Annotated in this window: 24 protein-coding genes; 9 read left to right on the plus strand and 15 right to left on the minus strand. The window is 47.6% G+C overall.

What is annotated here, in order from left to right:
• Nucleotides 1-46 precede the first annotated feature (46 nt).
• The 3 genes from gad to gadW all read left to right on the plus strand — a co-directional run bounded on the left by gad (nucleotide 47) and on the right by gadW (nucleotide 3,726).
• Entirely contained in the window at nucleotides 47-1,447 is a 1,401-nt protein-coding gene (gad, locus tag C3D30_RS17195) for a glutamate decarboxylase (RefSeq protein WP_000372165.1), read from the plus strand.
• A 367-nt stretch (nucleotides 1,448-1,814) separates the two neighbouring features.
• Nucleotides 1,815-2,615 (plus strand): DNA-binding transcriptional regulator GadX, encoded by an 801-nt coding sequence (gadX, locus tag C3D30_RS17200; RefSeq protein WP_105287175.1) that lies wholly within the window; start codon nucleotides 1,815-1,817, stop codon nucleotides 2,613-2,615.
• Between the two features lie 382 nt (nucleotides 2,616-2,997).
• The gene (gene gadW, locus C3D30_RS17205) at nucleotides 2,998-3,726 is read left to right on the plus strand and encodes an acid resistance transcriptional activator GadW (RefSeq protein ID WP_000951546.1); all 729 of its coding nucleotides are present in this window, start codon (nucleotides 2,998-3,000) and stop codon (nucleotides 3,724-3,726) included.
• Between the two features lie 353 nt (nucleotides 3,727-4,079).
• On the opposite strand, the gene mdtF is transcribed toward gadW, so the two are convergent.
• The 4 genes from mdtF to hdeD all read right to left on the minus strand — a co-directional run bounded on the left by mdtF (nucleotide 4,080) and on the right by hdeD (nucleotide 10,568).
• Nucleotides 4,080-7,193, minus strand: a complete 3,114-nt coding sequence (gene mdtF / locus C3D30_RS17215) for a multidrug efflux pump RND permease MdtF (RefSeq protein WP_000024839.1) — start codon at nucleotides 7,191-7,193, stop codon at nucleotides 4,080-4,082.
• A 24-nt stretch (nucleotides 7,194-7,217) separates the two neighbouring features.
• Nucleotides 7,218-8,327: a multidrug transporter subunit MdtE gene (mdtE, locus tag C3D30_RS17220; protein ID WP_309245440.1), complete on the minus strand. Its 1,110-nt coding sequence runs from the start codon at nucleotides 8,325-8,327 to the stop codon at nucleotides 7,218-7,220.
• 411 nt (nucleotides 8,328-8,738) lie between these two features.
• Entirely contained in the window at nucleotides 8,739-9,266 is a 528-nt protein-coding gene (gene gadE, locus C3D30_RS17230; protein WP_000576683.1) for an acid resistance transcriptional activator GadE, read from the minus strand.
• Nucleotides 9,267-9,998: 732 nt separating this feature from the next.
• On the minus strand, nucleotides 9,999-10,568 hold the full coding sequence (hdeD, locus tag C3D30_RS17235; protein WP_000965661.1) for an acid-resistance protein HdeD: 570 nt from the start codon (nucleotides 10,566-10,568) through the stop codon (nucleotides 9,999-10,001).
• 254 nt (nucleotides 10,569-10,822) lie between these two features.
• Between hdeD and hdeA the strand changes: the two genes are divergently transcribed.
• The 3 genes from hdeA to C3D30_RS17250 all read left to right on the plus strand — a co-directional run bounded on the left by hdeA (nucleotide 10,823) and on the right by C3D30_RS17250 (nucleotide 12,309).
• Nucleotides 10,823-11,155 (plus strand): acid-activated periplasmic chaperone HdeA, encoded by a 333-nt coding sequence (gene hdeA, locus C3D30_RS17240; protein ID WP_000756548.1) that lies wholly within the window; start codon nucleotides 10,823-10,825, stop codon nucleotides 11,153-11,155.
• Nucleotides 11,156-11,271: 116 nt separating this feature from the next.
• Complete coding sequence (hdeB, locus tag C3D30_RS17245) at nucleotides 11,272-11,598, plus strand: acid-activated periplasmic chaperone HdeB (RefSeq protein WP_016158878.1); 327 nt, start codon at nucleotides 11,272-11,274, stop codon at nucleotides 11,596-11,598.
• Between the two features lie 63 nt (nucleotides 11,599-11,661).
• On the plus strand, nucleotides 11,662-12,309 hold the full coding sequence (locus C3D30_RS17250; RefSeq protein ID WP_016231541.1) for an MgtC/SapB family protein: 648 nt from the start codon (nucleotides 11,662-11,664) through the stop codon (nucleotides 12,307-12,309).
• A gap of 52 nt (nucleotides 12,310-12,361) precedes the next feature.
• Here the strand turns inward: C3D30_RS17250 and C3D30_RS17255 are convergent, their stop codons facing one another.
• The 6 genes from C3D30_RS17255 to shuT are packed head-to-tail and all read right to left on the minus strand — an operon-like array spanning nucleotide 12,362 to nucleotide 17,583.
• The gene (locus C3D30_RS17255; protein WP_000622220.1) at nucleotides 12,362-13,132 is read right to left on the minus strand and encodes a heme ABC transporter ATP-binding protein; all 771 of its coding nucleotides are present in this window, start codon (nucleotides 13,130-13,132) and stop codon (nucleotides 12,362-12,364) included.
• On the minus strand, nucleotides 13,129-14,121 hold the full coding sequence (gene shuU, locus C3D30_RS17260) for a heme ABC transporter permease ShuU/ChuU (RefSeq protein ID WP_000910395.1): 993 nt from the start codon (nucleotides 14,119-14,121) through the stop codon (nucleotides 13,129-13,131). The genes C3D30_RS17255 and shuU overlap by 4 nt, the downstream gene beginning before the upstream one ends.
• 51 nt (nucleotides 14,122-14,172) lie before the next feature.
• Nucleotides 14,173-14,796 (minus strand): anaerobilin reductase, encoded by a 624-nt coding sequence (gene chuY, locus C3D30_RS17265; protein WP_000189340.1) that lies wholly within the window; start codon nucleotides 14,794-14,796, stop codon nucleotides 14,173-14,175.
• Nucleotides 14,796-15,290 (minus strand): heme utilization cystosolic carrier protein HutX, encoded by a 495-nt coding sequence (gene hutX / locus C3D30_RS17270; protein WP_105287177.1) that lies wholly within the window; start codon nucleotides 15,288-15,290, stop codon nucleotides 14,796-14,798. Before hutX ends, chuY begins: the two co-directional genes overlap by 1 nt.
• A gap of 12 nt (nucleotides 15,291-15,302) precedes the next feature.
• Complete coding sequence (hutW, locus tag C3D30_RS17275; RefSeq protein WP_001056418.1) at nucleotides 15,303-16,640, minus strand: heme anaerobic degradation radical SAM methyltransferase ChuW/HutW; 1,338 nt, start codon at nucleotides 16,638-16,640, stop codon at nucleotides 15,303-15,305.
• 19 nt (nucleotides 16,641-16,659) lie between these two features.
• On the minus strand, nucleotides 16,660-17,583 hold the full coding sequence (gene shuT / locus C3D30_RS17280; RefSeq protein ID WP_123058537.1) for a heme ABC transporter substrate-binding protein ShuT: 924 nt from the start codon (nucleotides 17,581-17,583) through the stop codon (nucleotides 16,660-16,662).
• Nucleotides 17,584-18,358: 775 nt separating this feature from the next.
• On the opposite strand from shuT, the gene chuA reads away from it, so the two are divergent.
• Entirely contained in the window at nucleotides 18,359-20,248 is a 1,890-nt protein-coding gene (gene chuA, locus C3D30_RS17290) for a TonB-dependent heme/hemoglobin receptor ChuA/ShuA (protein ID WP_309245441.1), read from the plus strand.
• 48 nt (nucleotides 20,249-20,296) lie between these two features.
• Entirely contained in the window at nucleotides 20,297-21,325 is a 1,029-nt protein-coding gene (gene chuS / locus C3D30_RS17295) for a hematinate-forming heme oxygenase ChuS (RefSeq protein ID WP_105287180.1), read from the plus strand.
• A 61-nt stretch (nucleotides 21,326-21,386) separates the two neighbouring features.
• Here the strand turns inward: chuS and C3D30_RS17300 are convergent, their stop codons facing one another.
• From C3D30_RS17300 to arsR, 5 genes are all read right to left on the minus strand, one after another.
• Nucleotides 21,387-21,917, minus strand: coding sequence for a helix-turn-helix domain-containing protein (locus C3D30_RS17300; protein WP_000478613.1), 531 nt, complete (start codon nucleotides 21,915-21,917; stop codon nucleotides 21,387-21,389).
• Between the two features lie 141 nt (nucleotides 21,918-22,058).
• Complete coding sequence (slp, locus tag C3D30_RS17310; RefSeq protein WP_001044202.1) at nucleotides 22,059-22,625, minus strand: outer membrane lipoprotein Slp; 567 nt, start codon at nucleotides 22,623-22,625, stop codon at nucleotides 22,059-22,061.
• Nucleotides 22,626-23,010: 385 nt separating this feature from the next.
• Nucleotides 23,011-23,436 (minus strand): glutaredoxin-dependent arsenate reductase, encoded by a 426-nt coding sequence (arsC, locus tag C3D30_RS17315; RefSeq protein ID WP_000065770.1) that lies wholly within the window; start codon nucleotides 23,434-23,436, stop codon nucleotides 23,011-23,013.
• Between the two features lie 12 nt (nucleotides 23,437-23,448).
• Nucleotides 23,449-24,738 carry an arsenite/antimonite:H(+) antiporter ArsB gene (arsB, locus tag C3D30_RS17320; RefSeq protein ID WP_016231543.1) on the minus strand — a complete coding sequence of 430 codons (1,290 nt, stop codon included), beginning with the start codon at nucleotides 24,736-24,738 and terminating at the stop codon, nucleotides 23,449-23,451.
• A gap of 54 nt (nucleotides 24,739-24,792) precedes the next feature.
• A complete protein-coding gene (gene arsR, locus C3D30_RS17325; RefSeq protein WP_032226715.1) occupies nucleotides 24,793-25,146 on the minus strand; it encodes an As(III)-sensing metalloregulatory transcriptional repressor ArsR in 354 nt (117 codons plus the stop codon).
• Between the two features lie 741 nt (nucleotides 25,147-25,887).
• Here arsR and dinQ point away from each other — a divergent pair.
• Entirely contained in the window at nucleotides 25,888-25,971 is an 84-nt protein-coding gene (gene dinQ, locus C3D30_RS17335; RefSeq protein WP_001295215.1) for a damage-inducible type I toxin DinQ, read from the plus strand.
• Nucleotides 25,972-25,975: the final 4 nt, after the last annotated feature.

A 25,975-nucleotide genomic window follows, 5' to 3' on the forward strand; every position in this document is an offset into this window, starting at 1 on the left:
AAATCCTACTTTTTTATTGCCTTCAAATAAATTTAAGGAGTTCGAAATGGACCAGAAGCTGTTAACGGATTTCCGCTCAGAACTACTCGACTCGCGTTTTGGCGCAAAGGCAATTTCCACTATCGCGGAATCTAAACGTTTTCCGCTGCACGAAATGCGCGATGACATCGCATTCCAGATTATCAATGATGAATTATTTCTCGACGGTAACGCCCGTCAGAACCTGGCGACTTTCTGCCAGACCTGGGACGACGAAAATGTTCATAAGCTGATGGATCTGTCGATCAACAAAAACTGGATCGATAAAGAAGAATATCCGCAGTCCGCAGCTATCGACCTGCGTTGTGTAAACATGGTTGCCGACCTGTGGCACGCGCCTGCGCCGAAAAACGGTCAGGCCGTTGGCACCAACACCATTGGTTCTTCCGAGGCCTGTATGCTCGGTGGGATGGCAATGAAATGGCGTTGGCGCAAACGTATGGAAGCCGCAGGTAAACCGACCGATAAACCCAACCTCGTGTGCGGGCCGGTGCAAATCTGCTGGCATAAATTTGCCCGCTACTGGGATGTGGAACTGCGCGAGATCCCTATGCGCCCCGGTCAGTTGTTCATGGACCCGAAACGCATGATTGAAGCCTGCGACGAAAACACCATCGGCGTGGTGCCGACTTTTGGTGTGACCTACACCGGTAACTATGAGTTCCCGCAACCGCTGCACGATGCGCTGGATAAATTCCAGGCCGACACCGGTATCGACATCGACATGCACATCGACGCCGCCAGCGGTGGCTTCCTGGCGCCGTTCGTGGCTCCTGATATTGTCTGGGACTTCCGCCTGCCGCGCGTGAAATCGATCAGTGCTTCAGGTCATAAATTTGGTCTGGCTCCGCTGGGCTGCGGCTGGGTTATCTGGCGTGATGAAGAAGCACTGCCGAAAGAACTGGTGTTCAACGTTGACTATCTCGGCGGTCAAATCGGGACTTTCGCCATCAACTTCTCTCGCCCCGCCGGTCAGGTAATTGCGCAATACTATGAATTCCTGCGCCTTGGTCGCGAGGGCTACACCAAAGTACAGAACGCCTCTTACCAGGTCGCCACTTACCTGGCGGATGAAATCGCTAAACTGGGACCGTATGAATTCATCTGCACCGGTCGCCCGGACGAAGGTATTCCGGCGGTTTGTTTCAAACTGAAAGACGGCGAAGATCCGGGATACACCCTGTATGACCTCTCTGAACGTCTGCGCCTGCGCGGCTGGCAGGTTCCGGCCTTCACCCTCGGCGGTGAAGCCACCGACATTGTGGTGATGCGTATTATGTGCCGCCGTGGCTTCGAAATGGACTTCGCTGAACTGTTGCTGGAAGACTACAAAGCCTCCCTGAAATATCTCAGCGATCACCCGAAATTGCAGGGTATTGCTCATCAAAATAGCTTTAAACATACCTGATAACAGGATGCTATAAGGGACCTCAGCCCCGGCTGGCAAGCCGGGGCTGAGAGTTCGGTCAGAATATAACCCGGAAATATTGGTTTATATTCATATTGTTATTAAGTTTTATAAAGTATGAATGTTTATAAATTATAATGGTATAAGTGAAATATCACCTTAAGGTATTATTCGCCTGGTATTCATTATCTTGCATTTTTATCTATGCATTTTTGTATTATAAATACCATAATACTGCGCAATTTATTCCACTCATTATCCTTTTTCTTACCGCTTCGTTTAAATTTATACGCCAGTAAATTTGACTTAGATATAATGCGTGCTACATTAATAAACAGTAATATGTTTATGTTATATTAAGTCAACTATGCAATCACAACATGGCACTTGTCTCATTGCGTACGCAACACATAAATATATTCTCACCGTGGCTAATGGTGAATATCGCTATTTGAATGGCGGTGATTTGGTCTGCGCGGATGCAAGTCAGGTTTTAGTTTCTAACTCCTTAGAAAATTTAGTATTTGTCACGAAGGAAACGCTTTCATTATTTCTCCAGATGCTCAAGGAGGAGGCATTCATTTTCCATGCTCATAAAAAAGCACCTTCGTTAATTATTCACCACTGCGCCAAAGAAATTCCAGTTTTTCAGGAAGTTGCACAACTCTCGCAGCAACATAATCTCCGCTATGGTGAGGTATTGCGCAAAAGAGCATTAATATTTGCATTATTGTCAGTTTTTCTTGAGGATGAGCAGTTTATACCGCTACTTGTGAACATATTACATCCCAATATGCGCACGCGAGTTTGTACAGTTATCAACAATAATATCGCTCATCAATGGACATTATCACAGATCGCCAACGAGTTACTGATGAGTCAGAGTCTGTTAAAGAAAAAATTGCGTGAAGAAGATACGTCTTATTCACAACTGCTCACCGAATGTAGAATGCAGCGTGCATTACAACTTGTTGTAATGCCTGGTATTCCAATAAAACGTGTAGCAATGTCCTGTGGCTATAACAGCATGTCATATTTTATTTACGTTTTTCGAAATTATTATGGGATGACACCCACAGAGTATCAGGAACAAATAGCACAAGGAAGGTTCAATGGCGACTCAATGACAAGGCTTGTTACAGAGGAAAATTTTATAGTTCGGCTGTAAGAATAAGATTACAAAGTCTGCCCGAACATAAAAAAAACCCGGCATAGGGGACCGGGAAGAGGATAGTCTGCCGTCTCCAGACTAATAAACCGTTATAACACTCCCTGTTGGCACGGGAAACTTTTGTGCTCTCAGTAAGTTAAATATAACGTTTGCTGGAGATAAGATCAGCCAAATTTTTATAAACATAGGCTATACGATTTTTAAAAATATAATTTTATTGTATTTACTTACTTCCAATTAACTGTTATGCAAATTTGCGTAATAGGTAAATTATGATCCTACTAAATATGGCAGTTTTAGCCCTGAGGAACAGTCAGGCATCATTTCATCAGTATACTGAAATTGAAATAATCGCAGTAATGGAATATAAGGGATAGTCATGGCTCATGTTTGCTCGGTGATCCTCGCCTGCCGTTCGTTCGATATTTATCATGAACAGCAAAAAATATCGTTGAACAAAGAGAGTATTCTACTACTCGAGAAAAATTTGGCAGACGATTTTTCGTTTTGTTCACATGATACGCGACGTCTGGATATCGATGAGCTGACGGTTTGTCATTACTTACAAAATATTCGTCAGGCACCACATAATTTGGGGCTACATAACAAAAATCGTTTATTAATTAACCCAGAGCCGCCCATGCCTCTGGTGATAGCGATTTTTGATAGTTTTGCTAAATCCGCTGTAAATTCTCCGATATTGAGCAATATGCTCTATCTTTCCTGCTTATCAATGTTTTCTCATAAGAAAGAGCTTATACCCTTACTTTTTAACAGTATCAGCACTGTCTCGGGGAAAGTTGAACGTATTATTAGCTTTGATATAGCCAGGCGTTGGTATCTGCGTGATATCGCAGAAACAATGTATACCAGTGAGAGCTTAATCAAAAAAAAGTTGCAGGAAGAAAATACTTGCTTCAGTAAAATATTACTCGCCTCGAGGATGTCGATGGCCAGAAGACTACTTGAGTTACGGCAAGTTCCTCTACATACCATTGCTGAAAAATGTGGGTATAGCAGTACGTCGTACTTTATAAATACATTTCGACAATATTATGGCATCACACCACATCAGTTTGCACAGCATTCGCCGGGAACCTTCTCCTGATTTTGGGTATTGGTCAGGATCTCACACTCGCTGCATGTAAAACTCTTTCCTGATTATCTCTGCCGGAACCAACGGCAAGTTCTCTTTGGCAGTTCGCAAACGGGTATTAGTATTTTCAGGAGGAAAAGACGCAGCATGTTTGGGATTATTAAGCTAACAATTCATATAATTACGGGAATGCTGGTCTGTATTGTGCTGTTCAAATTGATGACCAATGGCTGGAGTGGTTTCTACTTTCACTGCTGTTTGTTAAGTCTGGTATTCCTCACGATTAGCTGGTTGTTGAGTAGTGAGTGGTTGCGAGGAAAGAGTAAGGCCGAACGCTCATGTTCAACCTTACTCTCATTCATACGTTACGCTTTTTTAAAGCGGGCAAAGAGATGTTCCACAACGACGAAAAAGACGGGAACGAAGTAAATTGCCAGCACAGTTGCTGCAAACATCCCCCCCATAACGCCTGTACCTACCGCGTTTTGTGCGCCGGAACCTGCGCCATGACTGATAACCAGCGGCAGTACGCCAAGAATAAAGGCCAGAGAGGTCATGAGGATTGGGCGTAAACGCATCCGCGCCGCTTCGATAATCGCTTCTACCGGCGTCTTCCCTTCTTTCTGCATCATCTCAACCGCAAATTCGACGATCAGGATGGCGTTCTTGGCGGAAAGCCCGATGGTGGTCAGCAACCCGACCTGGAAGTAGACGTCATTGCTTAAGCCGCGCAGGTCAGTTGCCAGTAATGCACCAATGACACCCAACGGTACAACTAACATCACCGAGAACGGAATTGACCAGCTTTCATACAGCGCGGCGAGGGCGAGGAACACCACGACCAGTGAAATGGCATACAGTGCGGGAGCCTGGTTGGATGATAACGCTTCCTGATATGACAGCCCGGTCCAGGAGTAGCCGACGCCCGCCGGAAGTTTAGCGACCAGATCCGCCATAAATTTCATCGCGTCACCGGTACTTTTCCCGGCAGCAGCCTCCCCTAAAATCTCCATCGACGGAATGCCGTTGTAACGTTCCAGTCGCGGCGAACCGTAGGTCCATTCTGTTGAAGAATAGGCAGAAAGCGGAGCCATCGTGCCAGAGGCGTTGCGTACATACCATTGGTTGATGTTGTCTGGCAGCATACGGAAGGGCGTTCCAGCCTGGACATACACTTTTTTCACACGCCCCTGATTGAGGAAGTCGTTGACGTAGCTACTGCCGAAGGCGGTAGAGAGGGTCTGGTTGATATCAGACAGTTCCACGCCCATCGCTTCGGCTTTCGCGGCGTTGACGTTCACTTTGAACATCGGCGTATCTTCCAGGCCGTTCGGGCGAACCGCTGTTACCTGATCAGGTGATTGTGCTGCCAGCGACAACAACTCGTTTCTCGCCTGGGTCAGCTTTTCGTGCCCCAGGTTGCCGTTGTCCAGTAGTTCCATATCAAAACCTGATGCTGTACCCAGCTCCGCTACCGCAGGTAAGTTGAACGGGAAAATCATCGCTTTATTGATACTGCTCAGAGCCACCATTGCCCGCTGAATGATTGCGGTCACCGAGTTTTCCTCGCCGACGCGTTCAGACCACGGCTTGAGGCTGATAAACGCCAGACCGTTGTTTTGCCCCTGACCACTGAAGCCAAAGCCACCAACGGTAAACACCGACTGGACATTATTTTTCTCTTTGGTCAGATAGTAATCAGTCACCTGTTGCAGCACTTTCGTGGTGTTAACCATGGTGGAACCTGACGGTAGCTGCGCGGTGGTCATAAAGACCCCCTGATCCTCTTCCGGTAAGAAAGAGGTCGGTGTACGCAGGAACAGCACCGCCATCCCGGCACAAATCAGCAGGTAAACCACCATGTAACGACCAGTGCAACGCAGCAGTGAGCGGGTGCTGTCGGTATAGTGCTGAGTCGATTTTTCAAACAGATGGTTGAAGCGTTCGAACAAGGCGTTCGGTTTGTGACCACCTTCCGGTGCGGCTTTCAGAATGGTGGCGCAAAGTGCCGGGGTCAGGCTCATCGCCACAAACACCGAAAGCAACATGGAGGAAATCAGCGTAATGGAGAACTGGCGATAAATTTCCCCGGTCGCGCCGCTCATAAAGGCCATTGGCATAAACACGGCGGACAGAACAACGGCAATCCCGACCAACGCACGCTGGATTTGCCCCATCGATTTATGCGTCGCTTCCTGCGGCGGCAGTTTATCTTCCGCTATCACGCGCTCGACGTTTTCCACCACCACGATGGCGTCATCCACCAGAAGCCCTATAGCTAACACCATCCCGAACATGGTGAGGGTGTTGATGGTAAAACCGACCGCCGACAAAATCGCGAACGTACCGAGAATAACCACCGGCACGGCGATAGTCGGGATAATCGTAGCGCGAATGTTCTGTAAAAACAGATACATGACCAGGAAGACGAGGATGATCGCCTCAACCAGCGTTTTGAAAACTTCCTGAATTGAAATTTGGATAAACGGCGTAGTGTCGTAAGGATAAACTGTCTTCAGGCTGGCGGGGAAATAGGCTGATAAGCGGTTGAGTTCTGCTTTTACTGCCCGCGAGGTATCGAGCGCGTTTGCCCCGGTAGCCAGTTTGATGGCGATACCGGCGGCAGGTTTGCCGTTATACCGCGCCACGGTGGAATAATCTTCCGCCCCCAGCTCGACGCGAGCAACGTCGCGCAGCAATACTTGCGAACCATCTTGCTGAACTTTCAGCAGGATTTTGCCAAATTCTTCCGGCGTTTGTAGGCGCGTCTGCACAATGATTGAGGCATTCAGTTGCTGGTCTGCCGCCTGTGGCATCCCCCCCAGTTGACCGCCGGAAATCTGGTTGTTTTGTACTTTGATTTGGGAAATAACATCAGAAGGAACGAGATTGTATTTATTGAGTTTTTGCGGGTCCAGCCAGATACGCATGGCGTACTCTGAACCAAAGAGCTGTACGCTACCGACACCTGCAGTACGGCTGAGTGGATCTTTAATATTAGAAGCCACATAGTCCGCGATGTCGTACTGGTTGAGGCTGCCGTTATCAGAGATAAACGCCGCCACCATCAGGATATTGCTGCTCGATTTATTGACGCTAATTCCTTGTTGCTGTACCGCTTCGGGGAGCGATGGCATGGCGAGTTGCAGTTTATTTTGTACCTGAACCTGCGCGATATCGGGCGATGTTCCCGTCTCAAAGGTCAGGGTAATGGATGCATTACCTGCTGCATCGCTGGTTGATGACATATACATCAGGCCATCAAGCCCATTCATATTTTGCTCAATCACCTGAGTGACTGAGTCTTCTACCGTTTGCGCATCAGCGCCCGGATAGGTGGCGCTGACGGTGATGGTCGGCGGCGCAATCTGCGGATACTGCGCAACCGGTAAGTTCATGATCGCCAGACCGCCTGCGAGCATCAAAATAATGGCAAGTACCCAGGCAAAAACCGGGCGATCAATAAAATAGTTAGCCATGAAAGTCCCCTTAAGCCTGCAACGTTATTGTTTCGATTCGGTGCTGGCGTTTTCCTGGCTGGAGGAAATTGCGCGTGCCTTGATACCCGGATGTATGCGTTGCAAACCGGAAACGATCACCCGATCGCCAGCCTGCAAACCAGAGGTAACAACCCACTGGTTTCCGATAGCTTTGGTCGCGTCAATTTCGCGTAACTGCACGACATCGTCTTTATCCAGAATGAGCGCCGTCGCTTTACCCTGAGCGTTGTGGGTAACACCTTCCTGCGGCACCAGTAACACATTCTGGCGGCTACCTTCATCCACTAATGCTGTGACGTACATGCCTGGCAGTAAGTCACCATTTGGATTGGGGAAAATCGCACGCAACGTGACGGAACCCGTGGTTTCATCTACCGTCGGGTCGGAAAATTTCAGCGTGCCGGTCTGGCTGTAACGTTTGCCATTTTCCAGATTAAGCTGCACAGGCGTACTGCCCTGAACCTGTTTGATCTGCCCACTGGCGACTTCCTCTTTCATGCGCAAAAAATCTTGCACTGACTGGGTGAGATCGACATAAATCGGGTCAAGACGCTGCACGGTAACCAGGGAATCAGCTTGATTAGCGGTAACTAATGCGCCGACGGTCACCGACGATTTTCCGCTGACGCCCGTAATCGGCGAGGTGACATTTGCGTATTGCAGATTGATCGTCGCCTGCTCAACAGCCGCTTTGGCGACGGTGACGTTGGCTTCTGCTTCATTCAGTTGGGTGCGCGCGGTGTCGTAATCCTGACGGCTAACGTAGTTGGTCCTCAGCAACGATGCCTGGCGGTTAAAGGTGATGCGGGCATTGCTGGCGTTGGAGAGAGCTTTCGCCAGCGAACCTTTGGCGGAGTTCAGCTCTGCCTGTAAAGGTGCAGGATCAATCTGATACAGCGAGTCGCCCTGGTTAACTTTATCGCCTTCGATAAAGTTGCGTTTAATGATAATGCCGCCTACCTGGGGGCGTATCTCGGCAACTTCATAAGGAACAGTTCTGCCGGGCAGTTCGCTCATCACATTGACCGAACCGGGAGAGAGTGTCACCACACCCACTTCAGGTGTCATCGCGGCGGCATTTTCCGTCGATTTGTCATCGCAGGCGGTGAGTATCGCGCCGCAGAATAACAACGGTATTAACAGTATTCTTTTTCTGTTCATTTTAGTCCCTGAAAACTCGTGAGAAATAACGGTTCTTTGAATTGCGTGCGGGGAGAGGTATGAGGGATTTACAGACCAGCGGCATAATGCAAGTCATGAGCTTGTAAGCCTGTGAGAGAGCATGTAGGCAGAGCGACCAATATCGTGATGTTAATGGCAAAAAAAATGTTGCCGTTCTGCCGACAGTCTCTGTCTGCATCCGGGCAACGAAGGTTTCTACTGGTGGATACACAAACCAGGGGAATAAGTTCGTTTTCGCTTCTCCTTGGGTTATCACCGGGAGTAATGGAGTCAGCATTTGCATCCCTCGTCATGCCAGCCATTAATTTCAAACAATTATCGCTGGGTCACTTCGGCGCCTTATTAAAAATAAGAAGAAATTCCCAGAGTCACGATGTCGCTCATACGTCTCAGTTTCAGCTTGTACATGATATTGAATTTCTGGATCTTTAACGTTTGCTGCGAAATATTTAGTGTTGATGTGATATTACTTTCATTTTTGTTTTTCAGAATCAGTTGCATAATTTTGAATTGATTATGCGAGAAACATAATTGAGAATTCTTATGGGGTAAGTGTTTTCCATAAGTAATATCAATCAGGTTTTTAATACTTTCTTTGCGGCTGATAAAATAAATAGGCGACTGACTTTTCAGTTTACTGATGTGATAAGGTGCCAGAACAATGATTCTTTCGGCATCTAATTTCTCAAGAAACTTAATAGCTTCTTCATCAAGGATATGATTATGATAGGTATCAATGATCACCTTGAATGGTTTGTTGCCTATGCTTTTGAGCTCTGACAGGGAATTGATTTTTATCATTTCGTGATTATCTTTCAACTGCAAAAAGCCCTGTAAAAGAAAAGAATCCTTCGTCATGAGAAAAATCATAACTTGCTCCTTAGCCGTTATCGTTTCGAACATGCTGTCCTTTTCATTATTTACATCCATGTCCGAATATGGTGTTCAATATAGTAAACGCCTATAAGAACCTTGCCCTTCGTGAACTAATACGTCTATTAACACTAATCAAAACTTCAGATTTAGCCATCATCTGGTCCATATATTGATCCTAGGTAAGATTCCTGGTTGTTATTGATTTGTAATTAATAAACAAAACATTAACACGCTGCGGACTTCTACCCAAGAATAAGTTATAAATAATCCATTTGTGATCTCTGAAGAATATTACTAAAGTTAAAGCGTAATCCGATTTAAATATTGAGTCTCCTTGTTTCTATTTAAGCTGGCAATTGGATTGCCAGCTTTCTTTTAGTGCATTGATAGTGAAAAAATAAACTCTGTAATATTTGTTTATCTACCTATAGCATCGATGTTTATGGAACCTTCAGTTCACTTTCTCACAGCACTTCTAAAACATTAAACCTGACAACGAAAAATATCAGCCATGATAATGTTTGAAATGGCTAATTCGCCGTGAAATAAATAAAAAATACAAAAATTTCAGATAGTTGATTTAATCGCTGTGCGCGATTTATTTCAACGATAGTTCGTGTTTTATCAAAGTAGCTATGCGGTGGTGTGGGTATTAGCCACCTCATAATCATTGTGCGTGACTATGAGGCAGGCTAAAAAATAGAGCGGAGATACGTCGGCTAGTTATTATTTTTTAACGAACAAACTAGCAAAACTGAACAGGCTGGCGGCGCTAAATATGAGTTCGATCCCTACCAGGGTAGATACCAATGTCACAGAAACCATCGGTGTTGCGCCAAGGAATATCCAGGCAATGACGATATCCAGCACACCAATAACGAGTTGTAGCCAGCTACCTTTCATTGAACGCTGACGATACCAGCTCATCAGGCGAATAACCCCTGCGACGCAGAACAGACCCGCAATAAACGCTGCAATGGCGAAAATCCCTAGCTCCGGTGCGCGGATAAAGAAATAGCCGATCAATAAATAGGCTACTGCCACGAGGAACCCCGATAATACAGGCCAGAAATTATGACTGCGGTTGCTGAATAATCCAACAATAAGTGCAATGCCCGAGCAGATTAATAATACGCCAACTACCGTGCTTAGAATATCACCAGAAACAAACGGGAAACTGATACACAGTAAACCGACGATGAACAGCAGTACTGCAATAAACTGGATCGCTCTGCGATGCTTCTTAAGCATATCCAGATCAAACTTCAAAATTGTTGCCTTATCTATATATAACATAGAACCACCCTATAAATTTAAGAAGGAAAACCCCTGCTATCAATCTATGCCAAAAATGCATCTGAGAATGCAGTTGATTTAATAAAAATTTCCTAATTACCGTGCTTGATGACCGTGTAACTTGTTGTATTAGAATAAAAATATCTGATTTTGATATTTTGTCTCAACATGACATACCCAGAAAACCAGGTTATAACCTCAATGTCGAAATTGATTCGTGACGGCTCTTTCACTTTATAGTTGAGGATATTACGATGAAAAAAGTATTAGGCGTTATTCTTGGTGGGCTGCTTCTTCTACCTGTAGTGAGCAATGCAGCCGATGCGCAAAAAGCAGCTGACAATAAAAAACCTGTCAACTCCTGGACCTGTGAAGACTTCCTGGCTGTAGACGAATCCTTCCAGCCGACAGCTGTCGGTTTTGCTGAAGCTCTGAATAATAAAGACAAACCGGAAGATGCGGTTTTAGATGTTCAGGGTATTGCAACCGTAACCCCTGCGATCGTTCAGGCTTGTACCCAGGATAAAAAAGCCAGCTTTAAAGATAAAGTTAAAGGCGAATGGGACAAAATTAAGAAAGATATGTAATTACGGGAATGCGTTACATCGTATTTCCTTAAATATTGAACAGGCCGGAATATCTTGCTTATAAAGCAGGTAATCCTCCTGTTCATATATCAATTATTTATTGAATGGGTTGTAAAATGAATATTGCATCTCTACGTAAAGCCATTGTTTTCGTTGGCGCTGTAGCGGCACTGTCACTGGTTAATGCGCAATCTGCACTGGCAGCTAATGAATCGGCTAAAGATATGACTTGTCAGGAATTTATTGACCTGAATCCGAAAGCGATGACACCTGTTGCATGGTGGATGCTGCATGAAGAAACGGTTTATAAAGGTGGCGATACTGTAACCTTAAATGAAACCGACCTGACTCAGATCCCTAAAGTGATTGAATATTGTAAGAAAAATCCGCAGAAAAATTTGTATACCTTTAAAGATAAATTGGCAAATGTCCTGCCGAATTAACAGGAATAAAGTAAAAAGGAGTAGCAAGCCGAGCCATCTTGCTGCTCCTTTTTGCGTTTTTATATGACTACCGAATTTATCATTCGTTTGATCCTGGCCGCAATTGTTTGTGGTGCTATTGGCATAGAAAGGCAAATACGCGGCAAGGGTGCTGGTTTACGTACTCATGTCTTGATTGGCATGGGCAGCGCGCTGTTCATGATTGTGTCGAAATATGGTTTTGCTGATGTGCTGGCGTTGGATCATGTCGGGCTTGATCCCAGCCGTATTGCCGCTCAGGTCGTCACTGGCGTCGGATTTATCGGTGCGGGGAACATCCTCGTTCGCAATCAAAATATTGTCGGTTTAACGACCGCTGCGGATATTTGGGTAACGGCAGCCATTGGTATGGTGATTGGTAGCGGCATGTATGAACTGGGGATTTACGGTTCCGTGATGACCTTGCTGGTGCTGGAAGTCTTCCATCAATTAACCTTCCGCCTGATGAACAAAAATTACCATTTACAGCTGACGTTAGTGAACGGTAATACGGTATCAATGCTCGACTGGTTTAAGCAGCAGAAAATAAAAACAGATTTAGTTTCGTTGCAGGAAAATGAAGATCATGACGTGGTTTCCATTGATATCCAGCTTCATGCCACGACGTCGATAGAAGACCTGTTGCGATTATTAAAAGGCATGGCAGGGGTGAAAGGCGTTTCAATTAGCTAATCTGTATCGTTATTTATTCGGCAGGAGTACCAGAGCGGTACTCCTGTTGGTTTTAATGATCGAGGACGATCAGTGGTGAGTGGTTGGCAGGATCTTTTAACACGGTAATATCCGCGCCATAGAGCATTGTCAGCGCCTGTTGTGTCAATACGTCCTGCGGTTTGCCATTTGCGACAACCTTTCCTTTTTGCATCAAAACAACACGGTCAGCATAACGGGCTGCAAGATTAAGATCGTGCAATACGCAGCAGACGTTAAATTGCCGTTCGCGAACTAACTGGCGTAATAAACGAAACAGATGTTGTTGATGGTGAATATCCAGCGCCGACGTCGGTTCATCAAGAAATAACCATTTCGGTGAGGGGACAGGTTCCCAGAGTTGCACCAGCAGGCGAGCCAATTGCACACGCTGTTGTTCACCGCCGGATAATTGCCGGTAGTCGCGGTTAGCGAGTGCCTGACAGTCGCATAAAGCCATAATCTGCACCGTTTCACCACTCTGATTGCCGGTACGATGCGGATGCCGCCCCATCTGGATAACTTCCTGTACGCTGAATGGAAATGCCATGTGGCTATTTTGACGCATCACGGCCCGGTGTTTTGCCAGTTCGGTGATTGACCATTCATTTAATGGCTTATTAAACAACCGGCATTCGCCGCTATCAGGTTGAAGATAGCCGGTTAGCTGGCGAAGCAGCGTGGATTTTCCCGCGCCATTAGGGCCGAGAATGGCAACAATTTCTCCGCCGGGAAAAGTCAGCGAGACATTATCAGTCAGACGCCGTCCATGAAGGCTATAAACCAGGTTTTTGGCGCTGATCATGTGATCCTCCGGTTACGCAGAATCAACCACATAAAATAAGGGCCGCCAAGCAGACTGGTTAATAATCCCACGGGCATTTCTGCTGGCTGTACCAGCGTGCGGGCAAGCGTGTCTGCCATCAGCAATAAACAGGCGCCGGCGAGGGCAGAGCAAGGGATTAACCAGCGGTGATTTGCCCCGGTCGTCATGCGAATCAGATGCGGGATCACCAGGCCAATAAAGCCGATAATGCCGCTTACCGATACGGCAGCGCCAACCAGCAGTGAGCTAATCAACAGTAATTGCTGGCGTTTACGCTTTACGTTGACGCCGAGGTAATGGGCTTCTTCATCACCAAGCTGGAGTAAATTTAGCGTTCCGGCGAGACAGGTTGTTGCCATAATGGCTGGCAGAATGAATGAACTGGCGACCAATAACGTCGGCCATTGCGCCTGACCGAGATTACCCATCATCCATAATGTCAGTTGTCGTAGCTGCTGTTCATCGCCGATATAGCTCAGTATGCCGATCGCCGCACCGCACAGGGCATTGATGGCGATCCCGGCCAGTAACAATTGCATCATGCTGCCATCGCGATGGCGCTGTGTGATGAGAAAAATGACGGTACAGACCACTAAACTGCCGGCGATGGCAAACACCATTTGCTCATAGAGCACTAGCACCACTGGGAAGGAGAAGGGCAGCACAATAGCAACGCCAACCATTAATGCAGAACCGCTACTGACGCCGAGTAATCCAGGGTCAGCCATGGGGTTGCGAAAAAGCCCCTGCATAATCACCCCGGCGGTTGCCAACGCTGCGCCTACCAGCACTGCCAGTAAAACGCGAGGCAGGCGAATATTCAGCCAGATATCGCGGTATTCCTCATCAAAAAGGGCATCAAAACTGATCTTTAACGCTCCCTGACTGGCACCGAACAGCACCAGAGCAAGCAATAATAGTGATAGCCCCATAAAGACACTGGCGGAAGAAAATGAATCCTTGAGCACGCAAAACTCCATTACGACATTACGGCGCGGATATTCCGCGCCGGGAGGGGATTACGCTGGTTTCAGATCTGGTTCAATCAGACTGTAGATCTGCTTGTTGAGTGTCGGCTGACTGGCCAGTTCAGCAATATGTGCAGCGACATCGGCACGGCGGACAAAACCATGGCATTCCTGATTTTGTATCCGTAACGCTTTACCCGTTGCTGCGCCATCAAGCAGACCGCCTGGACGGAGAATGGCGTAATCAAGTTGGCTGGTTTGCAGCCAGCTTTCCGCCAGCGTTTTTTCCCGTACCGCCTGACCAAACGCGGCTTTGGCGCGATCCGATAAAAACGGCCAGCTATCTCCGCATCCCAAAGAGGTCACCAGAATCATGCGCTTGATACCGGCCTTTTCGGCCTCATCAATCACTGTTCTGTGCGCCAGATAATCCTGTGCGCCACCCATTGTTGAGATTACAAGCGCATCCGGGCCAGCCGCGCGGCAGGCCGCTGCGACCACGCTGGCATCACAGGCGTCGCCTGTAAAAACCTGCACACCTTGTTGTGCCAGTTTAGCCGCAGCGTCTGTACGGCGAACGACAGCAACGACCGGACGTTGTTCCGCCAGCGCCAGTGCAAGCGTTCTGGCTCCAACTCCCTTTCCGCCTGCGCCAAAGAGTAGCCACGGCGTCATCAGGCATGTTCCTTCAGAGATGCCGCCAGAGCATGGAAGGCGCTGACTTGTTCGCTCAGGAGTTGACGATGGTCATCCCTGCCGAGGAAGATTTTCAGCATGGCGCTGCCTTCCTTATTGAAAAAGAGAATAGAGGCGGTGTCCATGCCCATGAATTTACGTTCGATTAAGGCAATATGTGTGCAGTTTTCTGCTTTGATATGCCCGGACATGCCGTGCTTTCCGCGTAGGTTGAAATAGCCGTGACGATGGAAACCCGAAGGCAGTTCTCCGCTAAATTCAAGGATCACATCGGCAGTATGCACCAGCGTGGTGACGTTGCCCCATTCGCAGACGGTATCCCAGACAGTATCGAATTTATCGCCTGACACGACCGTCGGAGAGGGCAGATTTTGCACTACCTCCAGCAGTGTGGTGTTGTATTGTTCGGCGATCGCTTCCAGCGTACCGTCTGGCTCCGTTTTCAAAAATTCCTGTAACGAGACATAGCTCATAAATCACTCCTGTTATGGTTTTCCAAGCGCAATCGCTGGCGCATTAAGTACCTGAATCAGTTCATTCAGAGACTGCAAAATATTGCTTGCCCAGAAACGACCTTCATTGGTCAGCCGCAGGCAAGTTGAAGCATCGCGGCTTAAGCCTTTTTGGTGCCACTGAGCCAGTAACGGCGCGAGTTTTTCGGCATGTGGCGTAAGTTCGTCCAGTGGTACACGCGCCGTTTCAATGCCCGACTGCAAGGTATGACGCCACTGCGCGTTACGTTCGGCGTTACGCATGATCATCATCAGCGGTTTTTTGCCTGCCGCGACGGATTCATGCCAGGTCTGAAGATTACGTTCGTTCATCCAGGAGTAACCATTAACCGAACCGCCAGCACCGGAACCAAAGGCCAGACAATCGGCACCCTGTTTAATCAGCAGGTTATAGAGATTACGTTCGCGTGTGGTGCGACCCCAGTGGCTGTTACTGATGCAGCGCCAACCGGCATCGTCCATGAAGTCACACCCTTGCAGATAGAGATCGCGACGTTCTGCCGGAGAGGGCACGGTAGTGCGCCCGTTTTCCACGGCTTTGCCCAGCGGCGTGTTGGGCAGGACATTGAGCGCATAGAGATCGACACCATCGAGACCGATATCGCGGGCAATAGCCAGATCTTCTCCCCAGGTTTGCGCATCCTGACCTGGCAGGCCGAACAGCAGGTCGCACACCACCGCAGCCCGGTCGCGTTTGACCAGGCTTTCCATAAACGCAATGGCGGTCGGACCATCAGAGGTGCGTGCCATTTTCTTGCGGATTTTGCTGTTAAATGACTGAATACCAATCGAGAAACGATTTGCTCCTGCGTCAAGGCAAGCATCGATTCGATCAGCATCAAAATTCAGTACCCGGCCTTCAATGGTGATTTCACAATCGGGTGCCAGCGGTAATTTCTCTCGTAGTGTGGTGATGATTCTGGACAAATCGCGCGCCGAGAGCGCGGAAGGTGTGCCGCCACCGAAATAGACCGCGTGGATGGGTGCGGACTGATGCAATACGCTGTCTGCCTCCAGCTCGATTTCTCGAATCAGGGCATCGGTGTAACGAGCGCACGCATCTTCGTTAAAACGATTCTGATAAAAACCACAAAACGTGCAGTGTGTCGCGCAAAAAGGAATATGCAGATAAACCAGTCGTTTACGAGGTGAAGTCGTTTGACCAATCATCTCTTGCCAGGTTTGTGCCAGTTGTTCTTTGGCGACCGGAATGGCCCCACGAAACGGCATCATGGCGCGCCTGTCTTTAAATGGCTGGTCTCCGTCTAAAGCAAAATGTGGCGTGAGATCCAGGGTATTTTTCATGTTCATACGTCTGATTTAAATCCGTTTATTGCGGCCAAAGCTGCTGGTGTAAAGATTCAACGACATCAGCAATACGCGGGCCCATTCCCAGAATCAGGTTTTGATCAACGGTGATAATGCGCTGGTTCTTCCAGGCGGCGGTGTGGGTAATTCCGGCAATAGAACGCAGCCGATTAATATCGCCATCGACCATTTGTGAGGTGACGACAATCACTTCAGGGTTAGCCGCAATCAGCGATTCCGCGCTGTAGCTTTTGTACTGCTGGTGGGTAGCGACGTTTTCTGCACCGGCAAGCGACAGAATGGCGTCTGCGACGCTGCCTTTACCGGCAACCTGTGGCGCACTGCCGCCTGCGGAGAGAATAAACATCGCTTTAACTGGAGCTTTTTTGGCCGCCACGCTTTGCTGTACCCGCTCCAGGCGTTGGTTGATCTGTGTCACCAGCGCGTCGCCTTGTTCAGGAACCTGTAACGTTTTCGCCAGTTGGCGAATGTTGGCGTACATCTGCTCAAGGGTGGCGGGCACACGCGGTAGGGTGACGACGTTGACCTTCTGCGCCCGTAGCTGGTCGAGCACAATTTGCGGCCCGGCATCCTGCCAGGTAATTACGCTATCCGGGCGAAGTGACAAAATGCCTTCACTGCTCAGTTGCTTCCAGTAGCCAATATGCGGCAGTTTGGCGGTTTCTGGTGGATAAGATGTCGTTTCATCGACACCAACCACGCGGTTGCCAGCACCCATCGCGTAGATCAGTTCCGTCAGTGACCCTCCAGCAACCACGATACGTTCGGTCGCCGTTGCGCTAAAAGCCCAGTTAAGAGCCAGTACTGCCGTAAACAGTTTTTTCATGGGGATATGATTTACCGTGGTCTTCGCGGCAGAGGCCACGGCTGAAATACATAACGTTAGTGGGGAAAAAAGACACGGCCTGGTGGTGATCCTTGGCATCATATGAGAACTCTTATCAAATTGAGAATGATCATGATTATCATTTGAGTTATATATGAAATACCACCATCGATTCAATACGCAAGGCGTTACAAGCGTATTTATTTTTGATTTTTATCAAGATGATTCGTCAGCTAACGTTATTGTTACCGACTAAATTTGAGGGTGGGGAAAAGGCGAAATACCAGCAATATTGCGGGTTGCAGGGCAAAGAGATAGCAAAATTATTGCAGTTAACGACAAAGATTCGTTACGGCACGGTGGGGCGAATTGTGACAAGGAGGCTGTGGTTGATGAGACATAAACAGATTTTATAACCCCCTGTTTAGTGTGTTAATAGCGGTTAAAAAAAGCTTGATCATAAAAAATTGATCGATAATAATTCTCATTATCAAGTTGGTATTTAACAACACATGATCATATGGATAATGAAACTATAACTTTTGTAAGGGATAACGCACTGCACTCTTCACTCCAGACGTGGTGTACCACCAGACCTGATAAAGAGGGCGTGTATTTGCGCAATTGTCAGAAATACCAGGTAATTTCACGGGATATAAACGCCAATTAACTAACCTGGCTAATACTATCGCTTTGAATCGTAAATAAATTTATTTTCGCCAGCCACCCCGGTTTTTACCCAGGCAGCCAGCATTTTTTATTTTCCTCATGGAGAATCGCTATGTCACGTCCGCAATTTACCTCGTTGCGCTTGAGTTTGTTGGCTTTGGCTGTTTCCGCCAGCTTGCCGACGATTGCTTTTGCTACTGAAACCATGACTGTTACTGCAACGGGGAATGCCCGCAGTTCCTTCGAAGCGCCAATGATGGTCAGCGTTATCGACACTTCCGCCCCTGAAAACCAAACGGCCACTTCAGCCACCGATCTGCTGCGCCATGTTCCTGGGATTACTCTTGATGGTACGGGACGCACAAATGGTCAGGATGTGAATATGCGTGGCTATGATCATCGCGGCGTGCTGGTTCTTGTCGATGGTGTTCGTCAGGGAACTGATACCGGACACCTGAATGGTACTTTTCTCGATCCGGCGCTGATCAAACGTGTTGAGATTGTCCGTGGGCCTTCGGCATTACTGTATGGCAGTGGCGCGCTGGGAGGGGTTATCTCCTACGATACGGTCGATGCAAAAGATTTATTGCAGGAAGGACAAAGCAGTGGTTTTCGTGTCTTTGGCACTGGCGGCACGGGAGACCATAGCCTGGGGCTGGGCGCCAGTGCTTTTGGGCGAACTGAAAATCTGGATGGTATTGTGGCCTGGTCCAGTCGCGATCGTGGTGATTTACGCCAGAGCAATGGTGAAACCGCGCCGAATGACGAGGCTATCAACAACATGCTGGCGAAAGGAACCTGGCAAATTGATTCTGCCCAGTCTCTGAGCGGGTTAGTGCGTTATTACAATAACGACGCGCGTGAACCCAAAAATCCGCAGACCGTTGAGGCTTCTGATAGCAGCAACCCGATGGTTGATCGCTCAACGATTCAACGTGATGCGCAGCTTGCTTATAAACTCGCTCCGTTGGGCAACGACTGGTTAAATGCCGATGCAAAAGTTTACTGGTCGGAAGTTCGTATTAATGCGCAGAACACGGGGAGTTCCGGCGAGTATCGTGAACAGACAACAAAAGGTGCCAAACTGGAGAACCGTTCCACTCTGTTTGCCGATAGCTTTGCCTCTCATCTGCTGACATATGGCGGTGAGTATTATCGTCAGGAACAACATCCTGGCGGTGCGACGACGGGCTTCCCGCAAGCGAAAATCGATTTCAGCTCTGGCTGGCTGCAAGATGAGATAACCTTACGCGATCTGCCGATTACCCTGCTTGGCGGAACCCGCTATGACAGCTATCGCGGTAGCAGCGACGGTTACAAAGATGTGGATGCCGACAAATGGTCGTCTCGTGCAGGGATGACTATCAACCCGACCAACTGGCTAATGTTATTTGGCTCGTATGCGCAGGCATTCCGCGCCCCGACGATGGGCGAAATGTATAACGATTCTAAGCACTTCTCGATTGGTCGCTTCTATACCAACTATTGGGTGCCGAACCCGAATTTGCGTCCGGAAACCAACGAAACTCAGGAGTACGGCTTTGGGCTGCGTTTTGATGACCTGATGTTGTCCAATGATGCCCTGGAATTTAAAGCCAGCTACTTTGATACCAAAGCGAAGGACTACATCTCCACTACCGTCGATTTCGCAGCGGCGACGACCATGTCGTATAACGTCCCGAACGCCAAAATCTGGGGTTGGGATGTGATGACGAAATATACCACTGATTTGTTTAGCCTTGATGTGGCCTATAACCGTACCCGTGGCAAAGACACCGATACCGGTGAATATATCTCCAGCATTAACCCGGATACTGTTACCAGCACCCTGAATATTCCCATTGCCCACAGCGGCTTCTCTGTCGGTTGGGTCGGTACGTTTGCCGATCGCTCAACACATGTCAGCAGCAGTTACAGTAAACAACCGGGCTACGGCGTGAATGATTTCTACGTTAGTTATCAAGGACAGCAGGCGCTCAAAGGCATGACCACCACTCTGGTACTGGGCAACGCCTTCGATAAAGAGTACTGGTCGCCGCAGGGTATCCCGCAGGATGGTCGTAACGGAAAAATTTTCGTGAGTTATCAATGGTAATCATCTGCCCCGATATTTCGGGGCGTTTATCTGGAAGGAAGAGAGACAATGAACCACTACACACGCTGGCTTGAGTTAAAAGAACAAAATCCCGGAAAGTACGCGCGTGACATCGCAGGTTTAATGAATATTAGCGAAGCAGAGCTGGCATTTGCCCGTGTCACGCACGATGCGTGGCGGATGCGTGGCAATATTCGTGAAATTCTGGCGGTACTGGAAAGCGTTGGCGAAACCAAATGCATTTGCCGGAACGAGTATGCTGTTCATGAGCAGATTGGTGCTTTCACGAACCAGCATTTGAACGGTCATGCCGGATTAATACTCAACCCGCGCGCGCTGGATTTGCGACTGTTTCTCAATCAGTGGGACAGTGTTTTCCATATAAAAGAAACCACGGCTCGCGGAGAACGCCAGAGTATTCAGTTCTTTGATCATCAGGGCGATGCGTTACTGAAAGTTTATGCCACCGACAATACTGACATGGCGGCATGGAACGAGCTTCTGGGGCGTTTTATCGTCGAAGAGAATACGCAGCTTGAGTTAAAAGCCGCTGATGCGACTGCCGCACAAACCGACGTAGATGCCAGTGTGGTCGAGCAAGAGTGGCGGGCGATGACCGACGTTCATCAGTTTTTTACGTTGCTCAAGCGCCACAACCTGACTCGTCAGCAGGCGTTTAATCTGGTGGCAGACGATTTGGCCTGCAAAGTGCCCAACAGTGCGCTGGTGCAGATACTGGAATCCGCCCAGCAAGACGCTAATGAGATCATGGTATTTGTTGGCAACCGTGGTTGCGTACAGATCTTCACCGGTGTGGTTGAAAAAGTTGTGCCGATGAAAGGCTGGCTGAATATTTTCAACCCAACGTTTACTCTTCACCTTTTAGAGGAGTGCATTGCTGAAACCTGGGTTACTCGTAAACCCGCCAGTGACGGTTATGTGACCAGTCTGGAATTGTTTGCCCATGATGGTACGCAGATTGCGCAGCTCTATGGTCAACGTACAGAAGGCGAACAGGAGCAAGCGCAATGGCGTAAACAGATTGCGGCATTGACGCAGGAAGGTGTTACTGCGTAAAGCGTAATTGTGCGGAGGTCTGGCGGTCGCCGGGCCTCTTTATAAATATCAGCTGGCGAGTTCAGACCAGATAATCAATATGTTGATGACGTACCAGTTCGTTGATCCGCTTAAGGTTAAGAATCATCATAATATTGTGTTTATGGCAATAGAATGTTTTCAGCGAAATTTTTAATTTCCCCAGAATATCTTCCGTCGTCATTTGATTAGCAATGCAGGTCAGAACCTGATGTTGTTTGCATGAGAGTGACACATCCGCTTCTGGCACAGAACAGTAACTGCCATTAAGCAGCGCGACAAAGTCAATAATCGTAATATTTCTCTGGACAAAGGTTACCGGGACTTTTCCCAGACAACGTTTAATATTAAACGGTGAGAAAACAATGACATGAACAGGCTTCAGATGTTCAATTTTGTTGAGTATTGAAGAATGAAAGACATTATTCATTAACGTGTCAATAATCACTAAGGCATTCTGATGCAATGTCAAGTCGATCTCTTCTTCGTTCTGTATATGAACGACATTACCCTTACTTAAAATATTTTTCATGGCGGTGAAAAACATTGTATCCCTGGTAATTATAAGAAACATAACCGACTCCTGTTGCGGACATTAACTTTATAATCAGGTGCCAAAGGTAATAAATAGAGAGGATATTATAATTATAGTTATATATAAATATTCATACTAAAGATGCAGATATTTGAAAAATATCTGCATCTTTAAACTAAATCATTTCACCAGTTCTGGTGTTACCTGGCTAACCGCATTAGTGTAGTAAGGTGCGCCCCAGCCTGGTTCAGGCCAGAATGCGCCGTAGCCGTAATCCCACAGGTTGTAGGTGGTGTTGACCACTTCTCTCAAATGCCACACCTGAATACCTTGTACATTCACGTCAACGAAGTTATACGGGACTTTATTGATAAATCCAGGTTGTTCGCCCTGAATTGTGCCGAGAACGGTAACAAAGTGATTGCGGTAGTTCACTGGGTCAAGGAAGCCATTTTGTCTGGCGAGCAGGCGACCCTGATAGTTGGCTTCAATTTCAGGTTTGGCATAGCTATCCAGCGGTAATACGGCGATTTCTAACAACGTATCTGTTTTGCCGTTAATAACGTTGATAACCTTACCGCCAAAGCGTGCCTGTTGACCAACATACAAATTTGGTTGGTTATGAACAGCAACAAAACTTTTTTGAATATCAGGTTGGTTATTGCCTTTGATATTTTGCGGAATCGAACTACATGCGGCAAGAAAAAATGAAAGGCTGAAGATGAGTGCACCTTTTGTCTTGTTCATGTTACTATCCTTATCAACAAATGTTAAAACCATAATAGATATTTCTTTATAGTTTTCATCCGATTCTTAGGCGATATGCCTGATAGTAACGTAAACCTGTCTGATATTTATATCCTTGAACATTAGTCCCGGACAGCATTGACATATGAAGTTATTATCCGCCTCCTTGTAATATTAGTTCTTTATTTAATTATTATAATGAGTTTATTTTTTCTCTCATGTTACATGGACTACTAATTATTAGCATTATGGTGATAACCATTTATTAAAATGGAAACTATTTATCCGCGAGGGCAGGAAGCGCAATTTACTGAAATTGCGCTTCCTGCATCCGGTAAGAAATGATACGCGTTCGTCAGAGATTGGGGGCACAGCCCCCCTTTGTTTATTTTAATCGTTTACCCGAATCATCAACCACTTTCTCGCCATCTTCCTTGCTGAACGCGCCTTTTTGCGCATCTGGCAGGATCTCCAGCACCACTTCCGAAGGACGGCAAAGACGGGTTCCCAGCCGCGTTACCACGATTGGACGGTTAATCAGAATCGGGTGTTGCAACATAAAGTCGATTAACCGATCGTCAGTAAATTTATCTTCTGCCAGACCCAGTTCCTCATACGGTTCAACGTTTTTACGCAGCAGAGCGCGAACAGAAATCCCCATATCAGCAATGAGTTTTACCAGCTCATCACGAGTCGGCGGGGTTTCCAGATAGTGGATAATGGTCGGTTCTGTACCGCTGTTGCGGATCATCTCCAGCGTGTTACGCGACGTGCCGCAGGCCGGGTTGTGATAAATGGTAATGTTGCTCATATCAGTATCTCATTACAAAGTGAAAGAGAGGCGTAGCGCCAGCGCCACCAGCGTTACAAACAGTACCGGCAGGGTCATGATAATTCCTGTGCGGAAGTAATATCCCCAGGTAATCGTCATATTCTTCTGCGAAAGTACGTGCAGCCAGAGCAGCGTTGCCAGGCTACCAATAGGTGTAATTTTCGGCCCCAGATCGCAGCCAATAACGTTGGCGTAAACCATCGCTTCTTTGATCACACCAGACGCCGTGCTGCTATCAATAGACAACGCACCAACCAGTACCGTAGGCATATTGTTCATGATCGAAGAGAGGAAGGCTGTCAGGAATCCGGTGCCCAGCGTCGCCGCCCACAGACCGTTATCTGCCAGTACGTTGAGTACGCCAGAAAGGTAATCTGTCAGTCCCGCATTGCGCAGGCCATAAACCACCAGATACATACCGAGCGAGAAGATGACAATCTGCCAGGGTGCACCGCGCAGCACTTTACCCGTATTGATAGCATGACCGCGTTTAGCGACGACAAATAATATCAGCGCACCCACCGCCGCAATGGCGCTTACCGGAATGCCGAGTGGTTCCAGGACGAAAAATCCCACCAGCAGAAGCAGTAAAACAACCCAGCCAGTTTTGAATGTAGCAGGATCTTTAATCGCTTCGGCGGGAGATTTCAGCAGCGCCATATCGTAGTTCTGCGGAATATCTTTGCGGAAATAGAGATGCAACATCACCAGCGTGGCCAGTATCGCGGCGATATCCACCGGCACCATTACCGAAGCATATTCGCGAAAGCCAAGACCAAAGAAATCTGCCGAAACGATATTCACCAGGTTCGAGACGATAAGCGGCAGGCTGGCGGTATCGGCAATGAACCCCGCCGCCATAACGAACGCCAGCGTAGTGCCTTTACTGAACCCTAATGCCAGCAGCATGGCGATGACAATCGGTGTCAAAATAAGCGCCGCGCCATCATTGGCAAACAGAGCTGCAACGGCGGCGCCGAGCAGGACAATCCAGGTAAACAGCAGGCGACCACGACCATTGCCCCAGCGTGAAACGTGCAGCGCCGCCCATTCGAAAAAGCCGGATTCATCCAGCAGCAAACTGATGATAATAACGGCAATAAATGCGGCAGTTGCATTCCAGACGATATTCCACACTACAGGAATATCGCCCGGATGGACCACGCCTGTAACTAACGCCAGCATTGCGCCCAGCGTTGCACTCCAGCCGATGCCTAAACCTTTCGGTTGCCAGATAACCAATACGATGGTCAGGACAAAGATAGCGCCTGCCAGTAACATAATGCCTCCAGGATAAAACACATACGAAAATCCATATGTGTTTAGCTGAAATTTTTAACTGCAAATGTTCTTACTGTCTACGGAACAATTTTGTCGAGCCAGGTTGCGGACAATCGCCTGAACCTTTTCCTGTTCACATCGCCAGGCCTCATCAATAATTTTCGCCGCCCATGCTGGAATATGCGGCGATAGGCGGTAATGAACCCACTTACCTTGCTTGCGGTCCAGCAATAAACCGCTTTCACGCAGCAATGCCAGGTGGCGTGAGATCTTGGGCTGCGACTGATTCAGGGCAGTACAGAGATCACACACGCATAACTCCCCCATCTCACTGAGCAGTAATACGATGCCCAGGCGGGTCTCATCGGCAAGAATTTTGAAGAGTTGGATGGGTAACAGAATTGACATATTGCGCTCCTGATTGTTGCAGGTAGTGTCTCTCTTCAAAACGGATAAGTCAAAAACATATATGGTTTAACGGATGCGTAGGTGCAAAGGAAGGTAATGGGTGTGAATTAAGCGTTGGGTATTCATTTGAAAAAAGGCCCGAATCAGGACGTAAAAAAACCGACTTTGCGTCGGTTTTTTACTTTCCAGCCCTGAGTTGGTGGCTCTGGCTGGAGTGAGATAGTCATCATCTAACAGCTCAATACTATTAGCCAGTGGCTAACATTGCAAGAATTAGCGATTTCTTCCGCTGGCAGAGGGGCAGTTTGGTATACATGGCGGTGAAAGAGGATTTATATACTTTCACTTGATCGCCTCCGTATTAAGCCTTGTCCGAATCAGGACGTAAAAAACCGACTTTGCGTCGGTTTTTTACTTTCCAGCCCTGAGTTGGTGGCTCTGGCTGGAGTGAGAATGCCCACATCTAACTTTTCAATGCTATTCCCTTAAAGGATACATTGCAATGTTATGCTGGTTATTTAATCTCATTACACTGTATGATTATCCAGTTAGCTCTGAGGCATTTTCACTCTGGCAATGCGCATAAACGCTTTCAAAGTCCTGATCAGTTGTACGGGTGGTGCCGTTAACTGATGCTCTGGCCGGAGTGAGATAGTCGTCATCTAACAATGGGACATGCGCCGTGACAGGCAATGGATGAGTAAGCGGATGCATTCTCACTCCATCGCATGGAGAAAACGGGTGATTGATAAAGCAATCATCGTTCTTGGGGCGTTAATTGCGCTACTGGAACTGATCCGCTTTCTGCTTCAGCTTCTGAACTGATAGC

Origin of the sequence: Escherichia sp. MOD1-EC5433 (assembly GCF_002966005.1) — a bacterium.
GTDB lineage: Bacteria > Pseudomonadota > Gammaproteobacteria > Enterobacterales > Enterobacteriaceae > Escherichia > Escherichia ruysiae.

Excerpts from the sequence above, each read along its gene's own strand:
- mdtF (WP_000024839.1), bottom strand. The coding sequence starts at position 7,193 with ATGGCTAACTATTTTATTGATCGCCCGGTTTTTGCCTGGGTACTTGCC.
- gad (WP_000372165.1), top strand. The coding sequence starts at position 47 with ATGGACCAGAAGCTGTTAACGGATTTCCGCTCAGAACTACTCGACTCG.
- chuA (WP_309245441.1), top strand. The coding sequence starts at position 18,359 with ATGACTGTTACTGCAACGGGGAATGCCCGCAGTTCCTTCGAAGCGCCA.
- hdeB (WP_016158878.1), top strand. The coding sequence starts at position 11,272 with ATGAATATTGCATCTCTACGTAAAGCCATTGTTTTCGTTGGCGCTGTA.
- hdeD (WP_000965661.1), bottom strand. The coding sequence starts at position 10,568 with ATGTTATATATAGATAAGGCAACAATTTTGAAGTTTGATCTGGATATG.
- hutW (WP_001056418.1), bottom strand. The coding sequence starts at position 16,640 with ATGAACATGAAAAATACCCTGGATCTCACGCCACATTTTGCTTTAGAC.
- arsR (WP_032226715.1), bottom strand. The coding sequence starts at position 25,146 with ATGTCAATTCTGTTACCCATCCAACTCTTCAAAATTCTTGCCGATGAG.
- hutX (WP_105287177.1), bottom strand. The coding sequence starts at position 15,290 with ATGAGCTATGTCTCGTTACAGGAATTTTTGAAAACGGAGCCAGACGGT.
- gadW (WP_000951546.1), top strand. The coding sequence starts at position 2,998 with ATGGCTCATGTTTGCTCGGTGATCCTCGCCTGCCGTTCGTTCGATATT.
- hdeA (WP_000756548.1), top strand. The coding sequence starts at position 10,823 with ATGAAAAAAGTATTAGGCGTTATTCTTGGTGGGCTGCTTCTTCTACCT.
- chuS (WP_105287180.1), top strand. The coding sequence starts at position 20,297 with ATGAACCACTACACACGCTGGCTTGAGTTAAAAGAACAAAATCCCGGA.
- arsC (WP_000065770.1), bottom strand. The coding sequence starts at position 23,436 with ATGAGCAACATTACCATTTATCACAACCCGGCCTGCGGCACGTCGCGT.
- gadX (WP_105287175.1), top strand. The coding sequence starts at position 1,815 with ATGCAATCACAACATGGCACTTGTCTCATTGCGTACGCAACACATAAA.
- slp (WP_001044202.1), bottom strand. The coding sequence starts at position 22,625 with ATGAACAAGACAAAAGGTGCACTCATCTTCAGCCTTTCATTTTTTCTT.
- shuT (WP_123058537.1), bottom strand. The coding sequence starts at position 17,583 with ATGCCAAGGATCACCACCAGGCCGTGTCTTTTTTCCCCACTAACGTTA.
- arsB (WP_016231543.1), bottom strand. The coding sequence starts at position 24,738 with ATGTTACTGGCAGGCGCTATCTTTGTCCTGACCATCGTATTGGTTATC.
- C3D30_RS17250 (WP_016231541.1), top strand. The coding sequence starts at position 11,662 with ATGACTACCGAATTTATCATTCGTTTGATCCTGGCCGCAATTGTTTGT.
- chuY (WP_000189340.1), bottom strand. The coding sequence starts at position 14,796 with ATGACGCCGTGGCTACTCTTTGGCGCAGGCGGAAAGGGAGTTGGAGCC.
- gadE (WP_000576683.1), bottom strand. The coding sequence starts at position 9,266 with ATGATTTTTCTCATGACGAAGGATTCTTTTCTTTTACAGGGCTTTTTG.
- C3D30_RS17300 (WP_000478613.1), bottom strand. The coding sequence starts at position 21,917 with ATGTTTCTTATAATTACCAGGGATACAATGTTTTTCACCGCCATGAAA.
- C3D30_RS17255 (WP_000622220.1), bottom strand. The coding sequence starts at position 13,132 with ATGATCAGCGCCAAAAACCTGGTTTATAGCCTTCATGGACGGCGTCTG.